Origin of the sequence: Bacillus sp. HU-1818, from assembly GCF_022695965.1 — a bacterium.
GTDB classification, from domain to species: Bacteria; Bacillota; Bacilli; order Bacillales; family Bacillaceae; genus Bacillus; species Bacillus atrophaeus.
On sequence record NZ_JAAPBE010000002.1, the window covers coordinates 675,670 to 693,875 of the forward strand.

The following is an 18,206-nucleotide window of genomic DNA, read 5'->3' on the forward strand; positions in this document are numbered from 1 at the left end:
AACAGACAGCATGGTTTAGGCTAACCAAAGGCCTCCTGCTATGTGCCAGGCGGGCTGTGCTAGATATAATGTTCTATAGAAGAAGGGCGGAGTAATGACAAATGCTTCAGCGTCAGTCAAACTCTTGCCCTCTGGTTTATCTTCCCATCGTTTTTAAAAATGTCTGCACTTCATCAACCGAAAGACCCATTTCTTTTGCTTCCAGCATTAAAGCTTTCCATTCCTCTATGTTCGATTCGGTTAATTTTCTGTTTCTATATGAGGCCGATTCAGTTCTTTCTGTTTTCAGCCTGTTCGTAAAGGTGAACAGTTCTTCTTTTTCCATTCCGGCTTGGACGGCTTGGACGAGAAGGAGGCGCCATTCCTCTTCACCGCCTGTTTTTTGGTGCAAAATCGTTTCTGCGTCAAATAATTCAGTTAATTCAACCTCCAGCGTTTCTGATACTTTTTTCAAAAATTGGATTGACGGATTGGTGTGCACGCCTCTCTCAATCTTGCTCAAATAGGATTTAGAGACACCGGCCTCGACTGCCAGCTGGTTGATAGAGTAGCCTTTTCTTTTACGATATAAACGAATTATTCTTCCAATCATTATGCTGTATTCTCCTCATTTCACTGTCGTTATTTCGTTCATTATAAGAAATAAATCGTTCTTTATAAAATTTGAAATAGTAAGGGAAGTGCAGTAAATAAGAGGAAAATAATGATAATGTTCTCTAAAAAGAACTAAATAGCCTATTTTGCAATTTTCCAATTGTTGTGTTTTCTTTTATAATCCAATCATTAACAGAAGGGGGCGTAAAGCCTGCGGTGATAAGGCTGAAGGCTATTAAAACATGAATGAGAATATGAGTTTTAAAGAATTATTCGCGATTGTCAAACGCAGATTCGTACTGATTTTGATGATCACAATAGGAGTCACTCTGCTCGCCGGTATTGTGCAGTATAAGATCATTTCTCCAATTTACCAGGCGTCGGCTCAGGTGCTGATTCATGAATCAGACGGTGAAGAAAACTCGAATCTCAGTGACATCCAGCTAAATCTCCAATACAGCAATACATTCCAAACGATTATGAAAAGCCCGGCGGTGCTGGAAAAGGTCAAAGCAGAACTGCATCTTTCTGAAACGGCTGCCTCGCTGAAGCAACAAGTGATCACAAGCAGTGAAAATGAATCAGAAATCATTACGGTTGCGGTTCAGGATGAAAGCCCGGAAGAAGCGGCTAATATTGCGAACACCCTAATAAAGGTGTTCAAAGCCGAAGTGAACGACAGAATGAATGTCAAAGGCGTACATATCATTTCCGAGGCAAAGGCTTCCGAAAGTCCGATGGTGAAGCCTTCCCGTGTTCGAAACATGGTCATGGCTTTTGGAGCAGCCGTTCTGGGCGGTATCACGTTGGCGTTTTTTCTTCATTTTCTCGATGACACATGCAAAAGCGCGAGACAGCTTAGTGAGAAGACGGGCTTGCCCTGCCTAGGGACTGTTCCCGACATAAAAACGGGCAGACGGGGACGGGGACAAACGAAAAAAAATTCTAGGAGTGAGGCGAGTGGGCTTTAGAAAAAAGAAAGCAAAACGAGGCTTGGCTCAAATATCTGTTTTACAGAACAAATCGTTAGTCGCTGAACAGTATCGTACGATTCGGACAAACATTGCGTTTTCTTCTGTCCAGACCAATTTGCGGTCGATTCTCGTTACCTCCTCTGTGCCTGGCGAAGGAAAATCATTCAGCGCCGCGAATCTTGCCGCAGTATTTGCCCAGCAAGAGAAAAAGGTGCTCCTTGTTGATGCGGATCTGAGAAAGCCGACCATCCATGAAACCTTTCAGCTTGAAAATGTAACCGGGCTGACAAACGTGTTGGTGGGAACCTGTTCTCTCAGCGAAACAGTTCAACAAACACCGATCGACAATCTGTATATCCTGACGAGCGGACCGACGCCGCCGAATCCGGCCGAGCTGTTATCTTCAAAAGCGATGGGAGATCTGATACTGGACATCTACGATCAATACAGTCTTGTTATCTTTGATTCTCCGCCGCTTTTGGCTGTGGCAGACGGTCAGATTTTAGCCAATCAAACAGATGGCAGCGTGCTGGTCGTCCTCAGCGGAAAAACAAAAATCGACACGGTTCAAAAAGCAAAAGATGCTCTGGAGCAATCAAAGGCGAAGCTCTTGGGCGCTCTATTAAATAAAAAGAAACTGAAAAAACCGGATCTTTATTCATATTAGATTTGTTTAGGTGATGTCTCCTGACCTTTATCAACGGAGGCACTCGGCTCTGCTGTGGGCATGTTACTTGCTGCCTTAGATGCTGGTCGTCGCTGGCGGGGTGTGAGGGCGGGTTAAATGCCCACTTTTATTTCAGATATTAGAAAATGTTGTCGGTTTAGCTGTTATGTATGTTTTTGACAAACAAAAGCCGTCACAGCTAAACCGATAAATGGATTATAGGAGGGAAAAGTTTGAGTTACCGGAGAAGACTGTCTATGATTATCGCGCTGGATACTTATCTCGTCTTACTTTCAGTTATTATAGGATACCAATTTTTTGAGGATTCTTATCAATTTTATGACTCCGGAGCATTATTGCTTACTGCGGTCAGCTTGCTCGTCAGCCACCATGTGTGTGCCATGTTGTTTCATCAATATAAGCAGATGTGGAGCTATACCGGCATCGGGGAATTGATTGCCCTCCTTAAGGGAATTACGCTGTCTGCCGTAATGGCCGGCATTGTTCAGTATGCAGTGCTTCATACGGTTTTGTTCCGCCTGCTGGCCGTGAGCTGGATGCTGCAGCTTCTTCTTATCGGCGGAACACGTGTGGTATCAAGGGTGTTAAAAGAAAGTATGGGAAAAAAACGGAGCTCTTCGTCCCGGGCGTTAATCATCGGAGCGGGATCAGGAGGAACGCTGATGGTCAGACAGCTGCTCCAGCAAAATGACTTTGACATTACGCCTGTGGCCTTTATAGATGATGATCAGACGAAGCACAAGCTTGAGATTATGGGAGTACCCGTCATCGGGGGAAAAGAAAGCATCATGCCGGCGGTGCAAAAATTAAGAATTAATAACATCATTATTGCGATTCCGTCTCTTCGGACACATGAACTTCAGATTTTATATAAAGAATGTGTGCGTACCGGGGTGAGCATCAAGATCATGCCGGATTTCGATGAAATGCTGCTCGGCACGCGGACGGCCAGCCAAATCAGAGATGTAAAGGCTGAGGATTTGCTCGGCAGAAAGCCGGTTACGCTTGATACAAGCGAGATTTCTAACAGTGTGAAAGGAAAAACAATTGTCGTCACAGGGGCGGGCGGTTCTATTGGCTCGGAAATCTGCCGGCAGATCAGCGGTTTTCAGCCAAAAAATGTGGTGCTTCTCGGACACGGGGAAAACAGTATTCATTCAACCCATTCCGAGCTGATCGGACGCTTCGGTAAACATGTCACTTTTCATACGGAGATCGCTGATGTGCAGGATCGAGACAAAATGTTTTCAGTGATGAAAAAATATGAACCGCATGTAGTGTACCATGCCGCGGCCCATAAGCATGTGCCGTTAATGGAGCACAATCCTGAAGAGGCTGTAAAAAATAATATTATCGGAACACGAAATGTGGCTGAAGCCGCCGATATGTGCGGAACAGAGACGTTTGTGCTGATTTCATCGGATAAGGCGGTTAATCCCGCCAATGTGATGGGGGCGACAAAACGTTTCGCGGAAATGATTATAATGAACCTCGGGAAAGTCAGCCGGACAAAATTTGTCGCCGTTCGCTTCGGCAACGTGCTTGGCAGCCGCGGAAGCGTCATTCCCGTTTTCAAAAAGCAAATTGAAAAGGGCGGGCCCGTCACAGTGACACACCCGGCGATGACACGCTATTTTATGACCATCCCGGAGGCTTCGAAGCTGGTGATACAAGCAGGGGCGCTCGCAAAAGGACGGCAGATTTTTGTGCTTGATATGGGTGAGCCTGTCAAAATTGTGGATCTTGCCAAAAACCTGATTCATCTATCAGGCTATACAACCGAACAGATACCCATTGAGTTCACCGGTATTCGTCCGGGCGAAAAAATGTACGAGGAATTGCTGAATCAGAATGAAGTCCATGCGGAGCAGGTTTTCCCGAAAATTCATATCGGTAAAGCGGTTGACGGTGATTGGCCAATGTTAATGGAATTTATGGAAGATTTTAAAGACCTCTCGGAGGCAGAACTGAGAAAGCGTCTGTTCGCGGCGATTGGATCAACGAAAGAAATGGCGGCCGCGGGCGCTCATTAGGAGGGGTGAAAATGGCAAAAACGATATTATTTTGCGCTACTGTCGACTATCATTTTAAAGCTTTTCACCTTCCTTATTTTAAATGGTTTAAACAAATGGGCTGGAAGGTGCATGTTGCTGCAAGCGGCCAGCTCCGGCTTCCGTATGTGGATGAGAAATTTTCCATGCCGATTCACAGAACTCCCTTTCACTCTCAAAATCTCGCAGTCTATCAGAAGCTGAAGCAATTAATTGAAACAAACGAATATGATATCATTCACTGCCACACGCCGGTCGGAGGCGTGCTTGCCCGCCTTGCGGCGAGGCAAGCGCGGCGAAAAGGAACGAAAGTGCTGTACACGGCTCACGGCTTTCATTTTTGCAGCGGAGCGCCGGTGAAAAACTGGCTCCTTTATTATCCGATTGAGAAAATGCTTTCTTCCTATACTGATTGCCTGATCACGATTAATGAAGAGGATTATGCCCGGGCGAAAGGGCTCCGTAAAAAGAACGGCATGACGGAAAAGATACACGGGATCGGTGTGGATACAGAGAGATTTCAGCCTGTCAGCCAGGAAGAAAAACAGCGGCTGAGGGAAAAGTACGGTTTCAATGCCGGCGATTTTATTTTAATATATCCGGCTGAACTGAATGCGAATAAAAACCAGCAGCTGTTAATTGAAGCAGCCGCTTTATTGAAAGATCGGATTCCGGAGCTGCGGCTCGTTTTTGCGGGAGAAGGGGCAATGGAAGAAACATACCGATCCAGGGCTGAACAGCTCGGCATTTCGAGGCAAGTACAATTTCTGGGGTTTTGCCGCGATATCCACGAGGTGATTCAGCTTAGTGATGTGTCTGTGGCATCGAGCATCAGGGAAGGACTTGGCATGAATGTGCTGGAGGGCATGTCTGCGGAGAAGCCGGCAATCGCCACTAATAATCGCGGACATAGAGAAATCATTCGCGACGGAGAAAATGGCTTCTTAGTCAATATTGGGGATAGCGCCGCTTTTGCCGACCGCATTGACCGGCTTTACCAAGAGCCGGCGCTCCGAAGAACATTAGGGCTTGAAGGCCGTAAAACCGCCGAGCATTACTCAGAAAAACGCACAGTTGAGGAAATGGCGGAGATTTATTCCGTTTATATGGGGAAAAAGGAGAAAAGCGTATGAAATCAGGTGTAAAACCGAAAATTTCCGTCATTATGGGTATTTACAATTGTGAAAGCACGTTGGCAGAAAGCATTGAATCCATCCTCAGCCAATCCTATAAAAATTGGGAGCTGATTATGTGCGACGATGCTTCAACCGACGGAACGCTTCAGATTGCGAAGCAGTATGCCGCCCATTACAGCGATCGGATCAAGCTCATTCAGAATAAAACCAATCAGAGGCTGGCAGCTTCTCTGAATCATTGCCTTTCCTACGCTACAGGAGACTATATCGCACGTCAGGACGGTGATGATCTGTCTTACTCCCGTCGGCTGGAAAAGCAGGCCGCGTTTTTAGAAAAACATCCCCATTATCAAGTGGTCGGCACAGGCATGCTGGCCTTTGATGAGTTTGGCGTAAGGGGTGCGAGAATGCTCCCGGCAACACCGGACAAAAGAATCATGGCAAAAGGAACGCCTTTTTGCCACGGTACGATCATGATGCGGGCCAGCGCCTACCGAACGCTTGAAGGCTACCGCTCCGGACGGCGCACACGGCGGATGGAAGATATTGATTTATGGATGCGTTTCTTTGAAGCCGGATTTACGGGTTACAATCTTCAGGAAGCCTTGTATAAGGTAAGAGAAGACAGCGACGCTTTTAAAAGGAGGTCGTTCACCTATTCCATTGACAACGCAGTGGTTGTGTATCAGGCATGCCGCCGCCTGAAACTCCCCATTTTTGATTACATATATATCGCAAAGCCTTTAATCCGCGCGTTTACGCCTCCGTTTGTGATGAACCGATATCACAAAAAAAGAGTGATGAATCAAAAAGAAGGGCTTGTGAAACATGAATAATGGAAAACAGCGCGTCCTCCACATCTTAAGCGGGATGAACAGGGGCGGCGCGGAAACCATGGTGATGAATTTATACAGAAAGACCGACAGAACCAAGGTGCAATTTGACTTTTTAACCCATAGAGATGATCCGTGCGCTTTTGATGAAGAGATTTTATCTTTAGGCGGACGGCTTTTTTATGTGCCGAGCATCGGCCAGACCAATCCGGTTACATTTGTACGGAATGTCAGACGGGTGATGGAAGACAATGGGCCGTTTGCCGCCGTTCATGCCCATACGGATTTTCAGTCAGGGTTCATTGCGCTCAGCGCCAAGCTTGCGGGTGTTCCGGTCAGGATCTGCCATTCCCACAGTACATCATGGAAGGTGCGTTCCAATTGGATCAGCCGTATGCAGCTGTTTGTGTTTAGACGGCTGATATTAGCCAGCGCGACATCGCTATGTGCCTGCGGGGAAGAAGCAGGCCGCTTTTTATTCGGCCGTTCAAAAATGGAACAACAAAAGGTGCATTTGCTTCCGAATGGGATTGACCTCGATTTGTTTTCCAGCGGCGAAACGAATGCCGACGAGGAAAAACAAGCGCGCGGAATCGCATTAAACCGGCTTATCATCGGTCATATCGGCCGTTTTACAGAGGAGAAAAACCATGCGTTTCTCTTGACTCTGGCTTCCTATCTGCGGGATCAGGGATGTCATTTCCAAATGGTTCTTGCGGGTGACGGCCCGCTCCGGCCGCAATTAGAGGAGGAGGCCAATCGGAAGGGGCTTCGTTCTCACGTGCTTTTTTTGGGCACGGCCGAACGTATCCACCAGCTTATGCGCGCTTTTGATGTCTTTGTGATGCCGTCTTTATATGAAGGGCTGCCTGTTGTGCTGGTTGAAGCGCAGGCGTCCGGCCTTCCGTGTGTGATTTCTGATGGCATCACAGAAGAAGCGGACGCAGGTCTGGGGCTGATGACGAGGCTCAGTCTCTCAAAGCCGCCGGAGATCTGGGCGGAAGCTGTGTCAAGGGCTGCCGCCTCCGCCAGACCGAATCGGGAGCTGGTAAAAGCCGCTCTTGCCAAACGCGGCTATGACGCGCAAGAAAATGTCGGTTATTTAATGAATCTTTACAATCTTACCTGCGAAAAAGGACAGTAAGCCATGGTCGTGTATGTCGTGAATATGGGAATTGTATATATTTGGTCTTGGTTTGCGAAAATGTGCGGAGGATATGACGAGCGGCTCGCGACGGGCTACCGGCCGAATAAGCTCGTGATGTTTATCCCGCTTGCTTCGCTTGTCCTTGTATCCGGTCTGAGATACAGAGTCGGCACTGATTTTCAGACCTATGGGCTCATGTATCAGCTGGCGGGAGACTACCAAAACATTTGGGAGATATTTGGATTCGGCGCGGGAAAAGCCGCCGTTGATCCCGGCTTTACCGCCTTCATATGGCTTTTGAATTTTATCACGCCTGATCCGCAAATCATGTATGTGACAGTGGCGGCCGTGACGTACAGCTTTATCTTGAAGGCGCTTGCCGATTACGGAAGACCGTTTGAATTGAGCGTATTCTTATTTCTAGGTACATTCCATTATTACGCCTCCTTTAACGGAATCAGACAATACATGGTGGCGGGTGTTTTATTTTGGGCGATCAAGTATATCATCAGCGGGAACTGGAAGCGGTATTTTCTCATTGTGCTGATCAGTTCGGCCTTTCATTCATCCGCGCTGATTATGATTCCGGTTTATTTTATCGTACGAAGAAAAGCATGGTCGCCGGCGATTTTCTGCCTGTCGGCTGTTTTTCTCGGAATGACTTTTTTATATCAAAAATTTCTTTCTGTCTTTGTCGTTGTACTTGAAAACAGCTCATACAGCCATTATGAAAAGTGGCTGATGACCAATACAAACGGCATGAACATCACAAAGATTGCCGTTTTGATATTGCCTCTTTTTCTGGCCTTTTGCTATCGGGAGCGGCTGCGGAAACTGTGGCCTCACATAGATATTGTCGTCAATTTGTGCCTGCTCGGTTTTTTGTTCGGATTATTGGCGACAAAGGACGTGATCTTTGCCAGATTTAATATTTATTTCGGACTGTACCAAATGATCCTGATTCCGTACTTTGTCAGGATTTTTGATGAAAAATCGAATGCGCTGATCTATATCGCTATTGTCGCTTGTTATTTCTTATATAGTTATTTGCTCATGCCGGTTGATTCTTCTGTGCTTCCGTACAGAACGATTTTTTCCCGGTAATTTATGCAGAGGAGCCGGTCGAAATGGAAACACCTGCGGTTAGTCTGTTAGTCGCTGTCTATAATACAGAAGCTTATTTGCCGAAGTGTCTGTCATCGTTACTCAATCAGACGCTGGACAATATCGAAATCATTATCGTCAATGACGGGTCAACAGACGCCAGCCCGCGTATCATTCAAGAATTCGTTCAAAAAGATGCCAGAATTCGCGTCATTGATCAAAAAAACCAAGGGCTGGGAGCGGTCCGGAACAAAGGCCTCAAGGAAGCCCGGGGCGAATTTGTGGCTTTTATCGACTCGGATGATTGGGTCGAGCCGGATTATTGCTTGCAAATGTACGAAAAAGCGAAAACCGACAAGGCTGACCTTGTCATTTGTAATTATGCCGCGGAGTTTGAAGAGACGGGAAAAACCGTACATTCAACGATTGCCGAGACGTATCGGGAAAAAACGAAGGAACACTATATGAAGTCGCTGTTTGAAGGAAAAGTCAGCGGGTTTTCGTGGAATAAGCTGTACAGAAGGACCATGATTGAAGCGCATCAGCTTTCCTTCCCGCTTAGGGGAGAACTGGAGCATATTGAAGATCAATTTTTCAGCTTCAGGGCCCATTTTTTCTCTGAAAGAGTGTCCTATATTGAAGCTTCTCTGTATCACTATAGAATTCACATGACTTCCATCGTGCAAAGTTATCAGAAGAAACTGTTTGATTACGGTGTGGCACTTTACGAGGCGAATGTGCAGTTTTTAATGGAGCACGGCAAGCTGGAGGATTATCAGAAGGAGCTTGATTTTTTTATCGTTCAGCATGGCAGCGTTTGTCTGCTGAATGAATGGAAACGAAGCAATAACAGGCTTCTTCGGGAGAAATTCAAAAATGTCAGCCGGATATGCGGAGATCCTGTCTTCCGGTTAAGCCTGACGAAAACGGGCACGGCGCCTTTTGATGCGAAACGGTCTTGCCTGCTTGGTTTGGCGAGACTTAAAATGGTTCCGTTTGTCTCCTTGGCGTCAGCATTATATCAAAGAGCAATTGAGCACAAAATGAAAATCAGAGGGTGAAGACATGTCGATACATTCGTGGAAAATCAATCTGGCAGAATGGCTGCTGCTTAAGGTCAAATACCCATCACAATTTGTCATGGGAACGAACCGGATACAGGCGGCTGCCCATAAGAAAAAAATCATTTTAACCTTGCTGCCGTCTCACGACAATCTTGGCGATCATGCCATCGCCTATGCCAGTAAAGCATTTATCGAAAGAGAGTATCCTGAATTTGACGTCATTGAGGTTGATATGAAGGATATCTATAAATCTGCGAAAGCTTTAATGCGGGTGCGCCATCCGGAAGATATGGTATTTATGATCGGCGGCGGAAATATGGGGGATTTATACCGTTATGAGGAATGGACACGCCGCTTTGTCATTAAGGCATTTCGCGACTATAAAATTGTACAGCTCCCGGCGACAAGCCATTTTTCTGATACGAAAAAAGGACGCAAGGAGCTGAAGCGCGCCAAAAAAATTTACAACGCGCATCCGGACCTGCTGCTTATGGCGAGAGACGAAACGACATACCAGTTTATGAAGCGCCATTTTACAGATAAACCGATTCTGAAGCAGCCTGATATGGTTTTATACTTAGACAAAAGCGCACACCGCGCTGAACGCGAAGGTGTTTATATTTGTTTGCGGGAGGACCAGGAGAGCGCGCTCGGAGAAGAACAGCGGCACCGGCTGAAGGATGCGCTGGCTGGAGAATTCGGAGACATAAAGTCCTTTACGACCACCATCGGGCGGAGGGTTGACCGCACTTCTCGCGAAGAGGAGCTCGAATCGCTATGGAGTAAGCTGCGGGGCGCAGAAGCGGTTGTCACTGATCGGCTGCATGGCATGATTTTTTGCGCGCTGACAGGAACGCCGTGTGTCGTCATCCGTTCCTTTGATCATAAAGTGATGGAAGGTTATGACTGGCTGAAAAGCATTCCGGCGATGAAACTGATGGAACATCCGGAACCGGAAACGGTGACCGCCGCCGTCAAAGACCTGCTCACAAAAGGAATGCATGATTCAGGGTTTCCGCGTGACCAATATTTCAAAGGACTGCGAAACAAAATCAGCGGTGAAGGGAAATGACCCCGCTCGTCAGCATCATCGTCCCTATGTATAACGTCGAGTCCTTCATCGAAGAATGCGCTGAATCTCTGCTCAGGCAAACGCTTTCTTCGATTGAAATCATTTTTGTCAATGACGGTTCGCCCGATCGTTCCGCCGACATTGCAGAGGCGTATGCCAAACGGGATGCAAGGATTCAAGTGATCCATAAACCAAACGGCGGGTTAAGTTCAGCGAGAAACGCCGGAATGAAGATTGCGCGCGGCACGTATATCGGTTTTGTGGACGGTGATGATTATGTGGCGGAAACTATGTTTCAGCGGCTTGCTGAAGAGGCGGAGAAGGACCGTCTTGATATTGCCGGCTGCGGATTTTATAAGCAAACCTCCCAACGGCGGACCTACGTGCCGCCTCAGCTTGAGACGACGCGTGTTTTGACAAGGGAGGACATTGCTGAACGGCTGAAACAGGCGCACGAATCGAGGTTCATCTGGTATGTCTGGCGGTACTTATATCGCCGGGAGATGTTGGAAAGAGTGAATCTTTCTTTCGATGAGGAGATTCGCTTTGCTGAAGACTCTCCGTTCAATTTGTCCGCGTTTTTTTCAGCGAAGCGCGTCAAAATGCTGGATGAAGGCTTGTACATGTACCGGGAAAATCCAGAAAGTCTTACGGAAGCTCCCTATAAACCTCTTATGGATGAAAATTTACAAAAACAGTACATGGCAAAAACCGCATTTTACGAGAATCACGGTCTAACGGACATGTGCAAGGAAGACTTAGAGACATATATCTGCAAGCACCAGATTCCGATGCTTCTGGCAAACGCCTGTGCTTCGTCTCAGTCTTCACGGGAGATCAAGACACGCATCCGGCATGTTTTGTCCTATGCGATGGTGCAAGAAGCCGTACGAAACACGTCGTGGAGGCATAAAAAACTATTAAAAGGCGAACGCGTTGTCTTGGGCCTGTGCAAATTGCGGCAGCCATTTTTTCTGAAACTGTTTTTTGATCGGCGGGGGAAACCGAAAGGCAGTGCGGGCTGATTATGAAATTTACCATCAATTTCAGCGCCAATGTTGTTGCTTTTTTACTGTCGGTTTTTTTGTCGGTCTGGATGACGCCCTTTATTGTGAAAACGCTGGGTGTTGAAGCGTTCGGATTTGTTCATCTTACGCAGAATGTCATTAATTATTTCTCAATTATTACGGTTGCGCTCAGTTCCGTAGTGGTGCGGTTCTTCTCTGTCGCCGCCCATAGAGGAAAACTGGAAGAGGCCAATGGGTATTTGAGCAATTACTTGGCAGCCTCCGTTATCTTGTCGCTGCTGCTGTTTTTGCCGCTTACCGGAGCGGCTTTTTTTATTGAGAGATTCATCAATGTTCCGGCGGCGCTGCTGGCTGATGTGCGGCTGTCGATCCTGATCGGCAGTGTGCTGTTTGTCTTAACCTTTTTCATGGCGGGATTTGCCACCGGCCCGTTTTATGCCAACCGGCTTTACATTTCAAGCTCGATACAGGCGGTGCAAATGCTTGTCCGTGTGCTTTGTGTGCTGGTTCTGTTTACATGCTTCACCCCGGAAATTTGGCAGATTCAGCTCGCGGCCTTAGTCGGTGCTGGGGCTGCTGCTGTATTATCGGTGTATTTTTTCAAAAAGCTGATTCCATGGTTTTCCTTTCGAATGAAGGATTTGTCGTTCCAAAAGAGTAAGAAGCTGTTTCAGGCGGGGGCATGGAGTTCAGTTAATCAGATCGGGGTGCTCCTGTTTTTGCAGATTGACTTATTGACAGCCAATATGATGCTCGGCGCCTCAGAAGCCGGAAAGTATGCGGCAATCATTCAGTTTCCTTTGCTTTTACGCAGCCTGGCGGGAACGCTTGCATCTCTTTTTGCGCCGGTCATTACCTCCTATTACTCAAAAGGAGATATGGAAGGGTTGGTCAAGTATGCCAACCAGGCAGTCAGGCTGAATGGATTGCTTCTTGCGCTGCCGGCCGCCCTCTTGGGAGGATTGGCAGGGCCTTTTCTGACGATCTGGCTCGGCCCCGCGTTTGCGCAATTAGCGCCGCTCTTATATATTCATGCCGGATATTTGGCTGTCAGTCTCGCGGTCATGCCGCTTTTTTATATATGGACCGCCTATAACAAGCAAAAAACACCGGCGCTTGTCACCTTGCTCTTAGGAGCGCTCAACGTCTTGCTCGCCGTCACGCTGAGCGGGCCGGCTCATCTCGGGCTGTACGGCATCACCATTGCGGGTGCGGCAGCGCTTATATTAAAAAATGTCGTGTTCACGCCGCTATATGTCTCTTATATTACCAATCATAAAAAACATGTGTTTTATAAAGGAGCGCTTGCGCCGCTTTCAGCAGCCGTGTTTGCCTGGGCTGTTTGTATGGCGCTTCAGCTTTTCTATAAGGTTGACAGCTGGACATCACTGATCGCGACCGGTCTTGTTGTAAGCTGCTGCTATGCCGTTTTCGCTTTTTGTGTGATTTGTACGAAAGAAGAAAGACAAATGGCAGTCAAACGGTTGAGAAAACAGAAAGGAGCTGTGAATATTTGATCGCAAAACGAGTGTTTGATCTGACGGCCGCCATTCTTTTATTGTGCTGTGCAAGTCTTATTATCGTGTTCGCCATGTGTATCATCAGGCTGAAAATAGGGTCCCCGGTCTTCTTTACACAAGTGCGGCCAGGACTGAACGAAAAGCCGTTTACACTTTATAAATTCAGGACGATGACGGATGAACGGGACAAAGAAGGCAATCTTCTTCCTGATGAAGTCCGTCTCACAAAAACAGGAAAGCTGATCAGAAAGCTGAGTATTGATGAGCTGCCCCAGTTGTGGAATGTGATCAAGGGAGACTTGAGCTTAGTCGGCCCGCGTCCGCTGTTAATGGAGTACTTGCCGTTATATACAAATAAACAACAAAGGCGCCATGAAGTAAAACCCGGCATAACGGGCTGGGCGCAAGTCAACGGCAGGAACGCCATCTCGTGGGAGAAAAAATTTGAGCTGGATGTGTGGTACGTGGATCATCGTTCCTTTTTCCTTGATTTGAAAATCCTGTTCCTTACCGTGCGCAAAGTTCTTATATCCGAAGGCATTCACCAATCCGATCATGCAACCTCGGAGCGATTCAGAGGAAGCGGTGACGTGTCCTTATGATCAAGGTGGCGGTGATTGGAGACGGCGGACATGGAAAGGTTGTCAAAGAGATTGTAAGCGCCCGGACTGACACCCGGTTAATCGGAGTTCTGGACGATACGTTCAGTGCGCTTCAATACAGCGGTGAGCTGTACACGGGCCCCGTGGACTCTATTCAGGAACTGCGCAGGCTTATCCCTGACATTGTATTTGTGCTGGCCATCGGCAGCAACAGCGTGAGAAAGCAATTGGCAAAGAGGCTGGGACTTGAACAGAAAGATTTCGTTTCGCTGATCCATCCCTCGGCCATGATCAGCAAGTCTGCCAAAGTCGGAAATGGAACGGTTGTCATGGCGGGCGCGGTCATTCAGGCCGGGGCTATAATCGGCGCCCACAGCATCATTAACACGGGCGCTGTCGTAGAGCATGACAACAGAATCGGGGACTTTGTCCATCTTTCTCCGCGTGTCACCCTTACCGGCGCGGTTGCCGTTTCAGAGGGGGCGCACCTGGGCGCCGGCGCGGTGGTGATTCCAGAGATGTCAATCGGCCGCTGGAGTGTAGTCGGCGCAGGTGCGGCCGTCATCAGCCCCATTCCGGATCAGGTAACGGCAGTCGGCACTCCGGCTCGCGTTATTTCTCATATTCAAACATAAAACAAAGGATGATTCCATGCATGCAAACAAAAGAATTTACTTGTCCGCTCCGCATATGAGCGGCCGGGAACAGCACTATATTGCAGAAGCCTTCCAGTCGAACTGGATCGCTCCGCTTGGCCCGCTCGTGAATACATTTGAAGAAAAAGTGGCTGACTGCGCCGGCGTAAAAGCGGCAGCGGCACTCAGTTCCGGAACGGCGGCGATTCATCTCGCCCTGCGTTTACTCGGTGTGGCAAAAGGGGATACGGTGTTTTGCTCTTCCTTTACCTTCGTCGCCTCAGCAAATCCTATTTTATACGAACAAGCTGAACCGGTCTTTATTGATTCAGAAAGAGAAACGTGGAATATGTCGCCGGCGGCGCTTGAAAGAGCCCTTGTTGAAGCGAAACGCGCTGGAAAGCTGCCGAAAGCGGTGATTGTGGTCAACCTTTACGGCCAAAGCGCGAAAATGGATGAAATCATAGGTTTGTGTGATGCCTACGGGATTCCTGTGATTGAAGACGCCGCCGAATCTCTTGGCACGACCTATAAAGGAAAGCAGAGCGGCACATTCGGACGTTTCGGCATCTATTCCTTTAACGGAAACAAGATTATCACGACATCCGGCGGCGGCATGCTGATTTCAGATGACGAAGCCGCTATCGAGAAAGCAAGATTTCTCGCGTCACAAGCCCGTGACCCCGCCGTTCACTACCAGCATAGCGAGGTCGGACATAATTACAGGCTGAGCAATATCCTCGCAGGTGTGGGCATTTCCCAGATGGAGGTGCTCGGGGAGCGTGTGAAAGCGAGGAGAGCCGTATTTGAGAGATATGAAAAAGCACTTGGGGATGTTGACGGCGTCAGCTTTTTGCCTGAGCTCTGCGAAAGCGTCTCAAATCGCTGGCTGACCGCCATCACGCTTGATAATGGGGTGAGCCCGCATGATGTGATCAATTGTCTTGCCGAAGAAAATATTGAAGCGAGGCCGCTGTGGAAACCGCTGCATACGCAGCCGCTTTTTGCTTCATCTTTATACTATCCTCATCAAGAAAACGAAAGCGTATGTGAAGACTTATTCAGCCGCGGCATTTGTCTTCCTTCCGGTTCTAATATGACAGAAGATGAGCAGGGGCGTGTTATTAATCTGCTGATCAAGCTTTTTCAAAAAAATGAGGTGAATACATGGACAACAAGCATTCAATGATCAGCTTAAAGGAGAAATTGGCTGAGCTGCTCGAGATCATTCCTAAGCAATCTCACATTGTGTATGCCGACTATCCTCTATATGGGAATGTAGGGGATTTATTTATTATGAAAGGAACAGAATCTTTTTTTAAAGAACATGGCATTCGCGTTAAAAACCGCTGGAATCCTGACAATTTTCCGTTTGGCAGAAAGCTTAGCAAAGATACAATTATCGTCTGCCAAGGCGGCGGGAATTTCGGAGATTTATATCCGTATTATCAGAATTTCAGAGAAAAGGTGGTTCAAGCGTATCCGCATAATAGAATTGTCATCCTGCCGCAATCCATTTACTATCAAAACGAGGAGAACTTAAAACAGACTGCCGATATATTTTCAGGCCATCCTGACTTGTACATCGTCACAAGGGAAAAGGCCTCCTATCAAATTGCCGGCAATGCTTTTAAAAGAAACCACATCAGGCTTCTGCCCGACATGGCGCATCAGCTGTTTCCCATTTTGCCGACAAGAGCTTCTTCATCTCGCAAACTGCGTTTTATCAGAACCGACCATGAAGCGAATGAAGATTTACAGAAACATATGCAGACAAAAAGTTATGACTGGTATACCGTGCTGTCAACGGGTGACCGCCGGATGATCGCCTGTTTTCAAACGCTCAATGTTTTGAATAAAAAAGCGGGAAATCTTCTGCCTATGGCGTATATGTGGGAAAAATATTCCGCATACATTGTCAGAAAAGCCATCCGTTTCTTCAGTGCTTATGAATCTGTAGAAACCTCAAGGCTCCACGGGCATATCTTATCCTCTCTTCTTGAAAAAGAGAACACCGTCATCGACAACTCTTACGGGAAGAATGCCAATTACTATCACACTTGGATGGAGGGGCTTCCATATGCCCGCATCCTCCGGGAAAGCGCCCGGAAAAAGGAAAACCTTCCTGCTCATTTATGAGCGGAAGGTTTATTTTGATTCGACTCGTTTTATCTTGTTATAAGCCTCGTCCAAATGCTGAATCCGTTTTAAAACCACCGAGTTTTTTGTCAGCTGATCCTGCACAAGAGTGGATACGACCGAGCGGTAGTAGCTGTTCATCGCGTGAATTTTATCCTCGGATTGGTTCATTTCTATATGCTGTTTAAAATTTTCCATAAAGTAAGGAACGGAAAAAAGTTCAGACATCTATAAAGCATCTCCTTTTCATAAGTATATACGGTGTGAAGCCAATCATGTACAATGAAAAAAGGGGAGTGAGCATATGGATATGAAACTTCAGCAGGTACAAGTGTTAAAACCTCAATTAACCCAGGAGCTTCGGCAGGCCATCACGTTACTCGGCTATAACTCGGCTGAATTGACCGAATATATTGACGAGCTCTCACTGGAAAACCCTCTGATTGAACGAAAGGAAACAGACACGCCGCCACTATCTTATCATAAATCAAACAAAAAGATGATGAATGGGCAGGAAGCGGAAATCCAATTAAGTGATCCTCAAAAGACATTGCAAGACGTACTGACACATCAGGCGTTAGATCTGAAGCTGTCAAATTCCGAAAAAAGAATTTTTAATTATCTGATTCATTCACTAGATTCAAATGGCTATTTAGAAGAAGACCTGAGCATTGCGGCCCAAAATATATCAGCATCGGCTGCTGAAATAGAAGCGGTACTGTCACAGCTTCAATCATTAGAGCCGGCCGGCGTCGGAGCAAGATCGCTTCAGGAATGCATCCTTATTCAGCTGCAGCGTCGAACGGTGCGGAACAGCCAGGCGGAAATGATCATAGCGGACCATTTTGAGCTATTTGCGAAAAAGAACTGGAAAGCGCTTTCAATTAAGTCGGGCTTACCTCTTCAGACCATTCAGGAAGTTTCTGATCTGATTGCGGCGCTTAATCCGAGGCCGGGCCTTTTGCACGGAAAAACAGAGCCGGACCTTTATATTGAACCGGATATTTTTATCACGGTGAAAAACGGGCACATTAAAGCGAAACTCAACAGCCGCTCCTTCCCCGATATTCAGATGCATGCTCATTATCAGCCGCTGTTAACAGGGGGAACCTGCCAAGACACGGCATCCTATTTGTCGTCTAAGTATCAGGAATGGCGCTGGCTGAGCCGTGCGCTCGCACAAAGAAAGCGAACCATCACCAGAATCATCGGCGAGCTGACCGTCCGGCAGAAACCCTTCTTCATTGAAGGGCGCGGCCGCATGAAACCGCTGACGCTGAGGGAGGTCGCCGATGCGCTTGATCTTCATGAATCAACCATAAGCAGAGCGATTAAAGGAAAAACAGTGCAAACGCCTTACGGATTGTTTGAGATGAAAACATTTTTCTCGGGAAAAGCGGAGGCGTCAGGAGACGGGGAAACTTCAAATTACGCTGTCAAAACACAGCTCCAGTCACTGATCACAAATGAGAATAAAACAAAGCCGCTCTCAGATCAAAAGCTGGCTGATTTATTATACGAGCAATGCAATATTCGAATTTCCAGACGCACAGTGGCAAAATACCGCGACCAGATGAACATTCCATCTTCAGCGGCCAGGAAAAGATATGAATAAAATC

At 47.2% G+C, this 18,206-nt stretch carries 18 protein-coding genes; 16 read left to right on the plus strand and 2 right to left on the minus strand.

Features of this window, described 5'->3' with window-relative positions; translation table 11 throughout:
• Positions 1-136: 136 nt before the first annotated feature.
• Positions 137-592 (minus strand): HTH-type transcriptional regulator SlrR, encoded by a 456-nt coding sequence (gene slrR, locus GXP75_RS08745; protein WP_010789998.1) that lies wholly within the window; start codon positions 590-592, stop codon positions 137-139.
• A gap of 244 nt (positions 593-836) precedes the next feature.
• Between slrR and GXP75_RS08750 the strand changes: the two genes are divergently transcribed.
• The 15 genes from GXP75_RS08750 (at position 837) to GXP75_RS08820 (ending at position 16,587) form a co-directional block, all read left to right on the plus strand.
• Complete coding sequence (locus GXP75_RS08750) at positions 837-1,565, plus strand: YveK family protein (protein ID WP_242556608.1); 729 nt, start codon at positions 837-839, stop codon at positions 1,563-1,565.
• Positions 1,555-2,235 carry a protein tyrosine kinase EpsB gene (epsB, locus tag GXP75_RS08755; protein WP_003326833.1) on the plus strand — a complete coding sequence of 227 codons (681 nt, stop codon included), beginning with the start codon at positions 1,555-1,557 and terminating at the stop codon, positions 2,233-2,235. Before GXP75_RS08750 ends, epsB begins: the two co-directional genes overlap by 11 nt.
• Before the next feature lie 233 nt (positions 2,236-2,468).
• On the plus strand, positions 2,469-4,289 hold the full coding sequence (locus GXP75_RS08760; protein ID WP_214916450.1) for a polysaccharide biosynthesis protein: 1,821 nt from the start codon (positions 2,469-2,471) through the stop codon (positions 4,287-4,289).
• Positions 4,290-4,300: 11 nt separating this feature from the next.
• Positions 4,301-5,440: a glycosyltransferase family 4 protein gene (locus tag GXP75_RS08765; RefSeq protein ID WP_214916453.1), complete on the plus strand. Its 1,140-nt coding sequence runs from the start codon at positions 4,301-4,303 to the stop codon at positions 5,438-5,440.
• Positions 5,437-6,279 carry a glycosyltransferase EpsE gene (epsE, locus tag GXP75_RS08770; RefSeq protein ID WP_242556609.1) on the plus strand — a complete coding sequence of 281 codons (843 nt, stop codon included), beginning with the start codon at positions 5,437-5,439 and terminating at the stop codon, positions 6,277-6,279. The genes GXP75_RS08765 and epsE overlap by 4 nt, the downstream gene beginning before the upstream one ends.
• Positions 6,272-7,420: a glycosyltransferase family 1 protein gene (locus GXP75_RS08775; protein ID WP_242556610.1), complete on the plus strand. Its 1,149-nt coding sequence runs from the start codon at positions 6,272-6,274 to the stop codon at positions 7,418-7,420. The genes epsE and GXP75_RS08775 overlap by 8 nt, the downstream gene beginning before the upstream one ends.
• A 3-nt stretch (positions 7,421-7,423) precedes the next feature.
• Positions 7,424-8,527, plus strand: a complete 1,104-nt coding sequence (gene epsG, locus GXP75_RS08780) for a biofilm exopolysaccharide biosynthesis protein EpsG (RefSeq protein WP_088118011.1) — start codon at positions 7,424-7,426, stop codon at positions 8,525-8,527.
• Between the two features lie 23 nt (positions 8,528-8,550).
• The gene (locus GXP75_RS08785) at positions 8,551-9,588 is read left to right on the plus strand and encodes a glycosyltransferase family 2 protein (protein WP_242556611.1); all 1,038 of its coding nucleotides are present in this window, start codon (positions 8,551-8,553) and stop codon (positions 9,586-9,588) included.
• Between the two features lie 4 nt (positions 9,589-9,592).
• Positions 9,593-10,663, plus strand: coding sequence for a polysaccharide pyruvyl transferase family protein (locus GXP75_RS08790; RefSeq protein ID WP_242556612.1), 1,071 nt, complete (start codon positions 9,593-9,595; stop codon positions 10,661-10,663).
• The gene (locus GXP75_RS08795; RefSeq protein ID WP_242556613.1) at positions 10,660-11,688 is read left to right on the plus strand and encodes a glycosyltransferase; all 1,029 of its coding nucleotides are present in this window, start codon (positions 10,660-10,662) and stop codon (positions 11,686-11,688) included. Before GXP75_RS08790 ends, GXP75_RS08795 begins: the two co-directional genes overlap by 4 nt.
• A gap of 2 nt (positions 11,689-11,690) precedes the next feature.
• Positions 11,691-13,208 carry an MATE family efflux transporter gene (locus tag GXP75_RS08800; protein ID WP_242556614.1) on the plus strand — a complete coding sequence of 506 codons (1,518 nt, stop codon included), beginning with the start codon at positions 11,691-11,693 and terminating at the stop codon, positions 13,206-13,208.
• Positions 13,205-13,813 carry a sugar transferase gene (locus GXP75_RS08805; protein ID WP_242556615.1) on the plus strand — a complete coding sequence of 203 codons (609 nt, stop codon included), beginning with the start codon at positions 13,205-13,207 and terminating at the stop codon, positions 13,811-13,813. The genes GXP75_RS08800 and GXP75_RS08805 overlap by 4 nt, the downstream gene beginning before the upstream one ends.
• Complete coding sequence (locus GXP75_RS08810) at positions 13,810-14,448, plus strand: acetyltransferase (RefSeq protein WP_214916475.1); 639 nt, start codon at positions 13,810-13,812, stop codon at positions 14,446-14,448. Before GXP75_RS08805 ends, GXP75_RS08810 begins: the two co-directional genes overlap by 4 nt.
• Positions 14,449-14,464: 16 nt before the next feature.
• Entirely contained in the window at positions 14,465-15,637 is a 1,173-nt protein-coding gene (locus GXP75_RS08815) for a DegT/DnrJ/EryC1/StrS family aminotransferase (RefSeq protein WP_214916477.1), read from the plus strand.
• Positions 15,616-16,587 carry a polysaccharide pyruvyl transferase family protein gene (locus GXP75_RS08820; RefSeq protein WP_242556616.1) on the plus strand — a complete coding sequence of 324 codons (972 nt, stop codon included), beginning with the start codon at positions 15,616-15,618 and terminating at the stop codon, positions 16,585-16,587. Before GXP75_RS08815 ends, GXP75_RS08820 begins: the two co-directional genes overlap by 22 nt.
• Before the next feature lie 9 nt (positions 16,588-16,596).
• Here the strand turns inward: GXP75_RS08820 and yvfG are convergent, their stop codons facing one another.
• The gene (yvfG, locus tag GXP75_RS08825; protein WP_214916481.1) at positions 16,597-16,815 is read right to left on the minus strand and encodes a protein YvfG; all 219 of its coding nucleotides are present in this window, start codon (positions 16,813-16,815) and stop codon (positions 16,597-16,599) included.
• 76 nt (positions 16,816-16,891) lie between these two features.
• On the opposite strand from yvfG, the gene rpoN reads away from it, so the two are divergent.
• A complete protein-coding gene (gene rpoN / locus GXP75_RS08830) occupies positions 16,892-18,202 on the plus strand; it encodes an RNA polymerase factor sigma-54 (RefSeq protein WP_242556617.1) in 1,311 nt (436 codons plus the stop codon).
• Positions 18,203-18,206 lie beyond the last annotated feature (4 nt).

Coding starts and splice junctions, on each gene's coding strand:
- slrR (WP_010789998.1), bottom strand. CDS start 592: ATGATTGGAAGAATAATTCGTTTATATCGTAAAAGAAAAGGCTACTCT.
- GXP75_RS08750 (WP_242556608.1), top strand. CDS start 837: ATGAATGAGAATATGAGTTTTAAAGAATTATTCGCGATTGTCAAACGC.
- GXP75_RS08765 (WP_214916453.1), top strand. CDS start 4,301: ATGGCAAAAACGATATTATTTTGCGCTACTGTCGACTATCATTTTAAA.
- epsE (WP_242556609.1), top strand. CDS start 5,437: ATGAAATCAGGTGTAAAACCGAAAATTTCCGTCATTATGGGTATTTAC.
- GXP75_RS08775 (WP_242556610.1), top strand. CDS start 6,272: ATGAATAATGGAAAACAGCGCGTCCTCCACATCTTAAGCGGGATGAAC.
- epsG (WP_088118011.1), top strand. CDS start 7,424: ATGGTCGTGTATGTCGTGAATATGGGAATTGTATATATTTGGTCTTGG.
- GXP75_RS08785 (WP_242556611.1), top strand. CDS start 8,551: ATGGAAACACCTGCGGTTAGTCTGTTAGTCGCTGTCTATAATACAGAA.
- GXP75_RS08790 (WP_242556612.1), top strand. CDS start 9,593: ATGTCGATACATTCGTGGAAAATCAATCTGGCAGAATGGCTGCTGCTT.
- GXP75_RS08795 (WP_242556613.1), top strand. CDS start 10,660: ATGACCCCGCTCGTCAGCATCATCGTCCCTATGTATAACGTCGAGTCC.
- GXP75_RS08800 (WP_242556614.1), top strand. CDS start 11,691: ATGAAATTTACCATCAATTTCAGCGCCAATGTTGTTGCTTTTTTACTG.
- GXP75_RS08810 (WP_214916475.1), top strand. CDS start 13,810: ATGATCAAGGTGGCGGTGATTGGAGACGGCGGACATGGAAAGGTTGTC.
- GXP75_RS08815 (WP_214916477.1), top strand. CDS start 14,465: ATGCATGCAAACAAAAGAATTTACTTGTCCGCTCCGCATATGAGCGGC.
- GXP75_RS08820 (WP_242556616.1), top strand. CDS start 15,616: ATGGACAACAAGCATTCAATGATCAGCTTAAAGGAGAAATTGGCTGAG.
- yvfG (WP_214916481.1), bottom strand. CDS start 16,815: ATGTCTGAACTTTTTTCCGTTCCTTACTTTATGGAAAATTTTAAACAG.
- rpoN (WP_242556617.1), top strand. CDS start 16,892: ATGGATATGAAACTTCAGCAGGTACAAGTGTTAAAACCTCAATTAACC.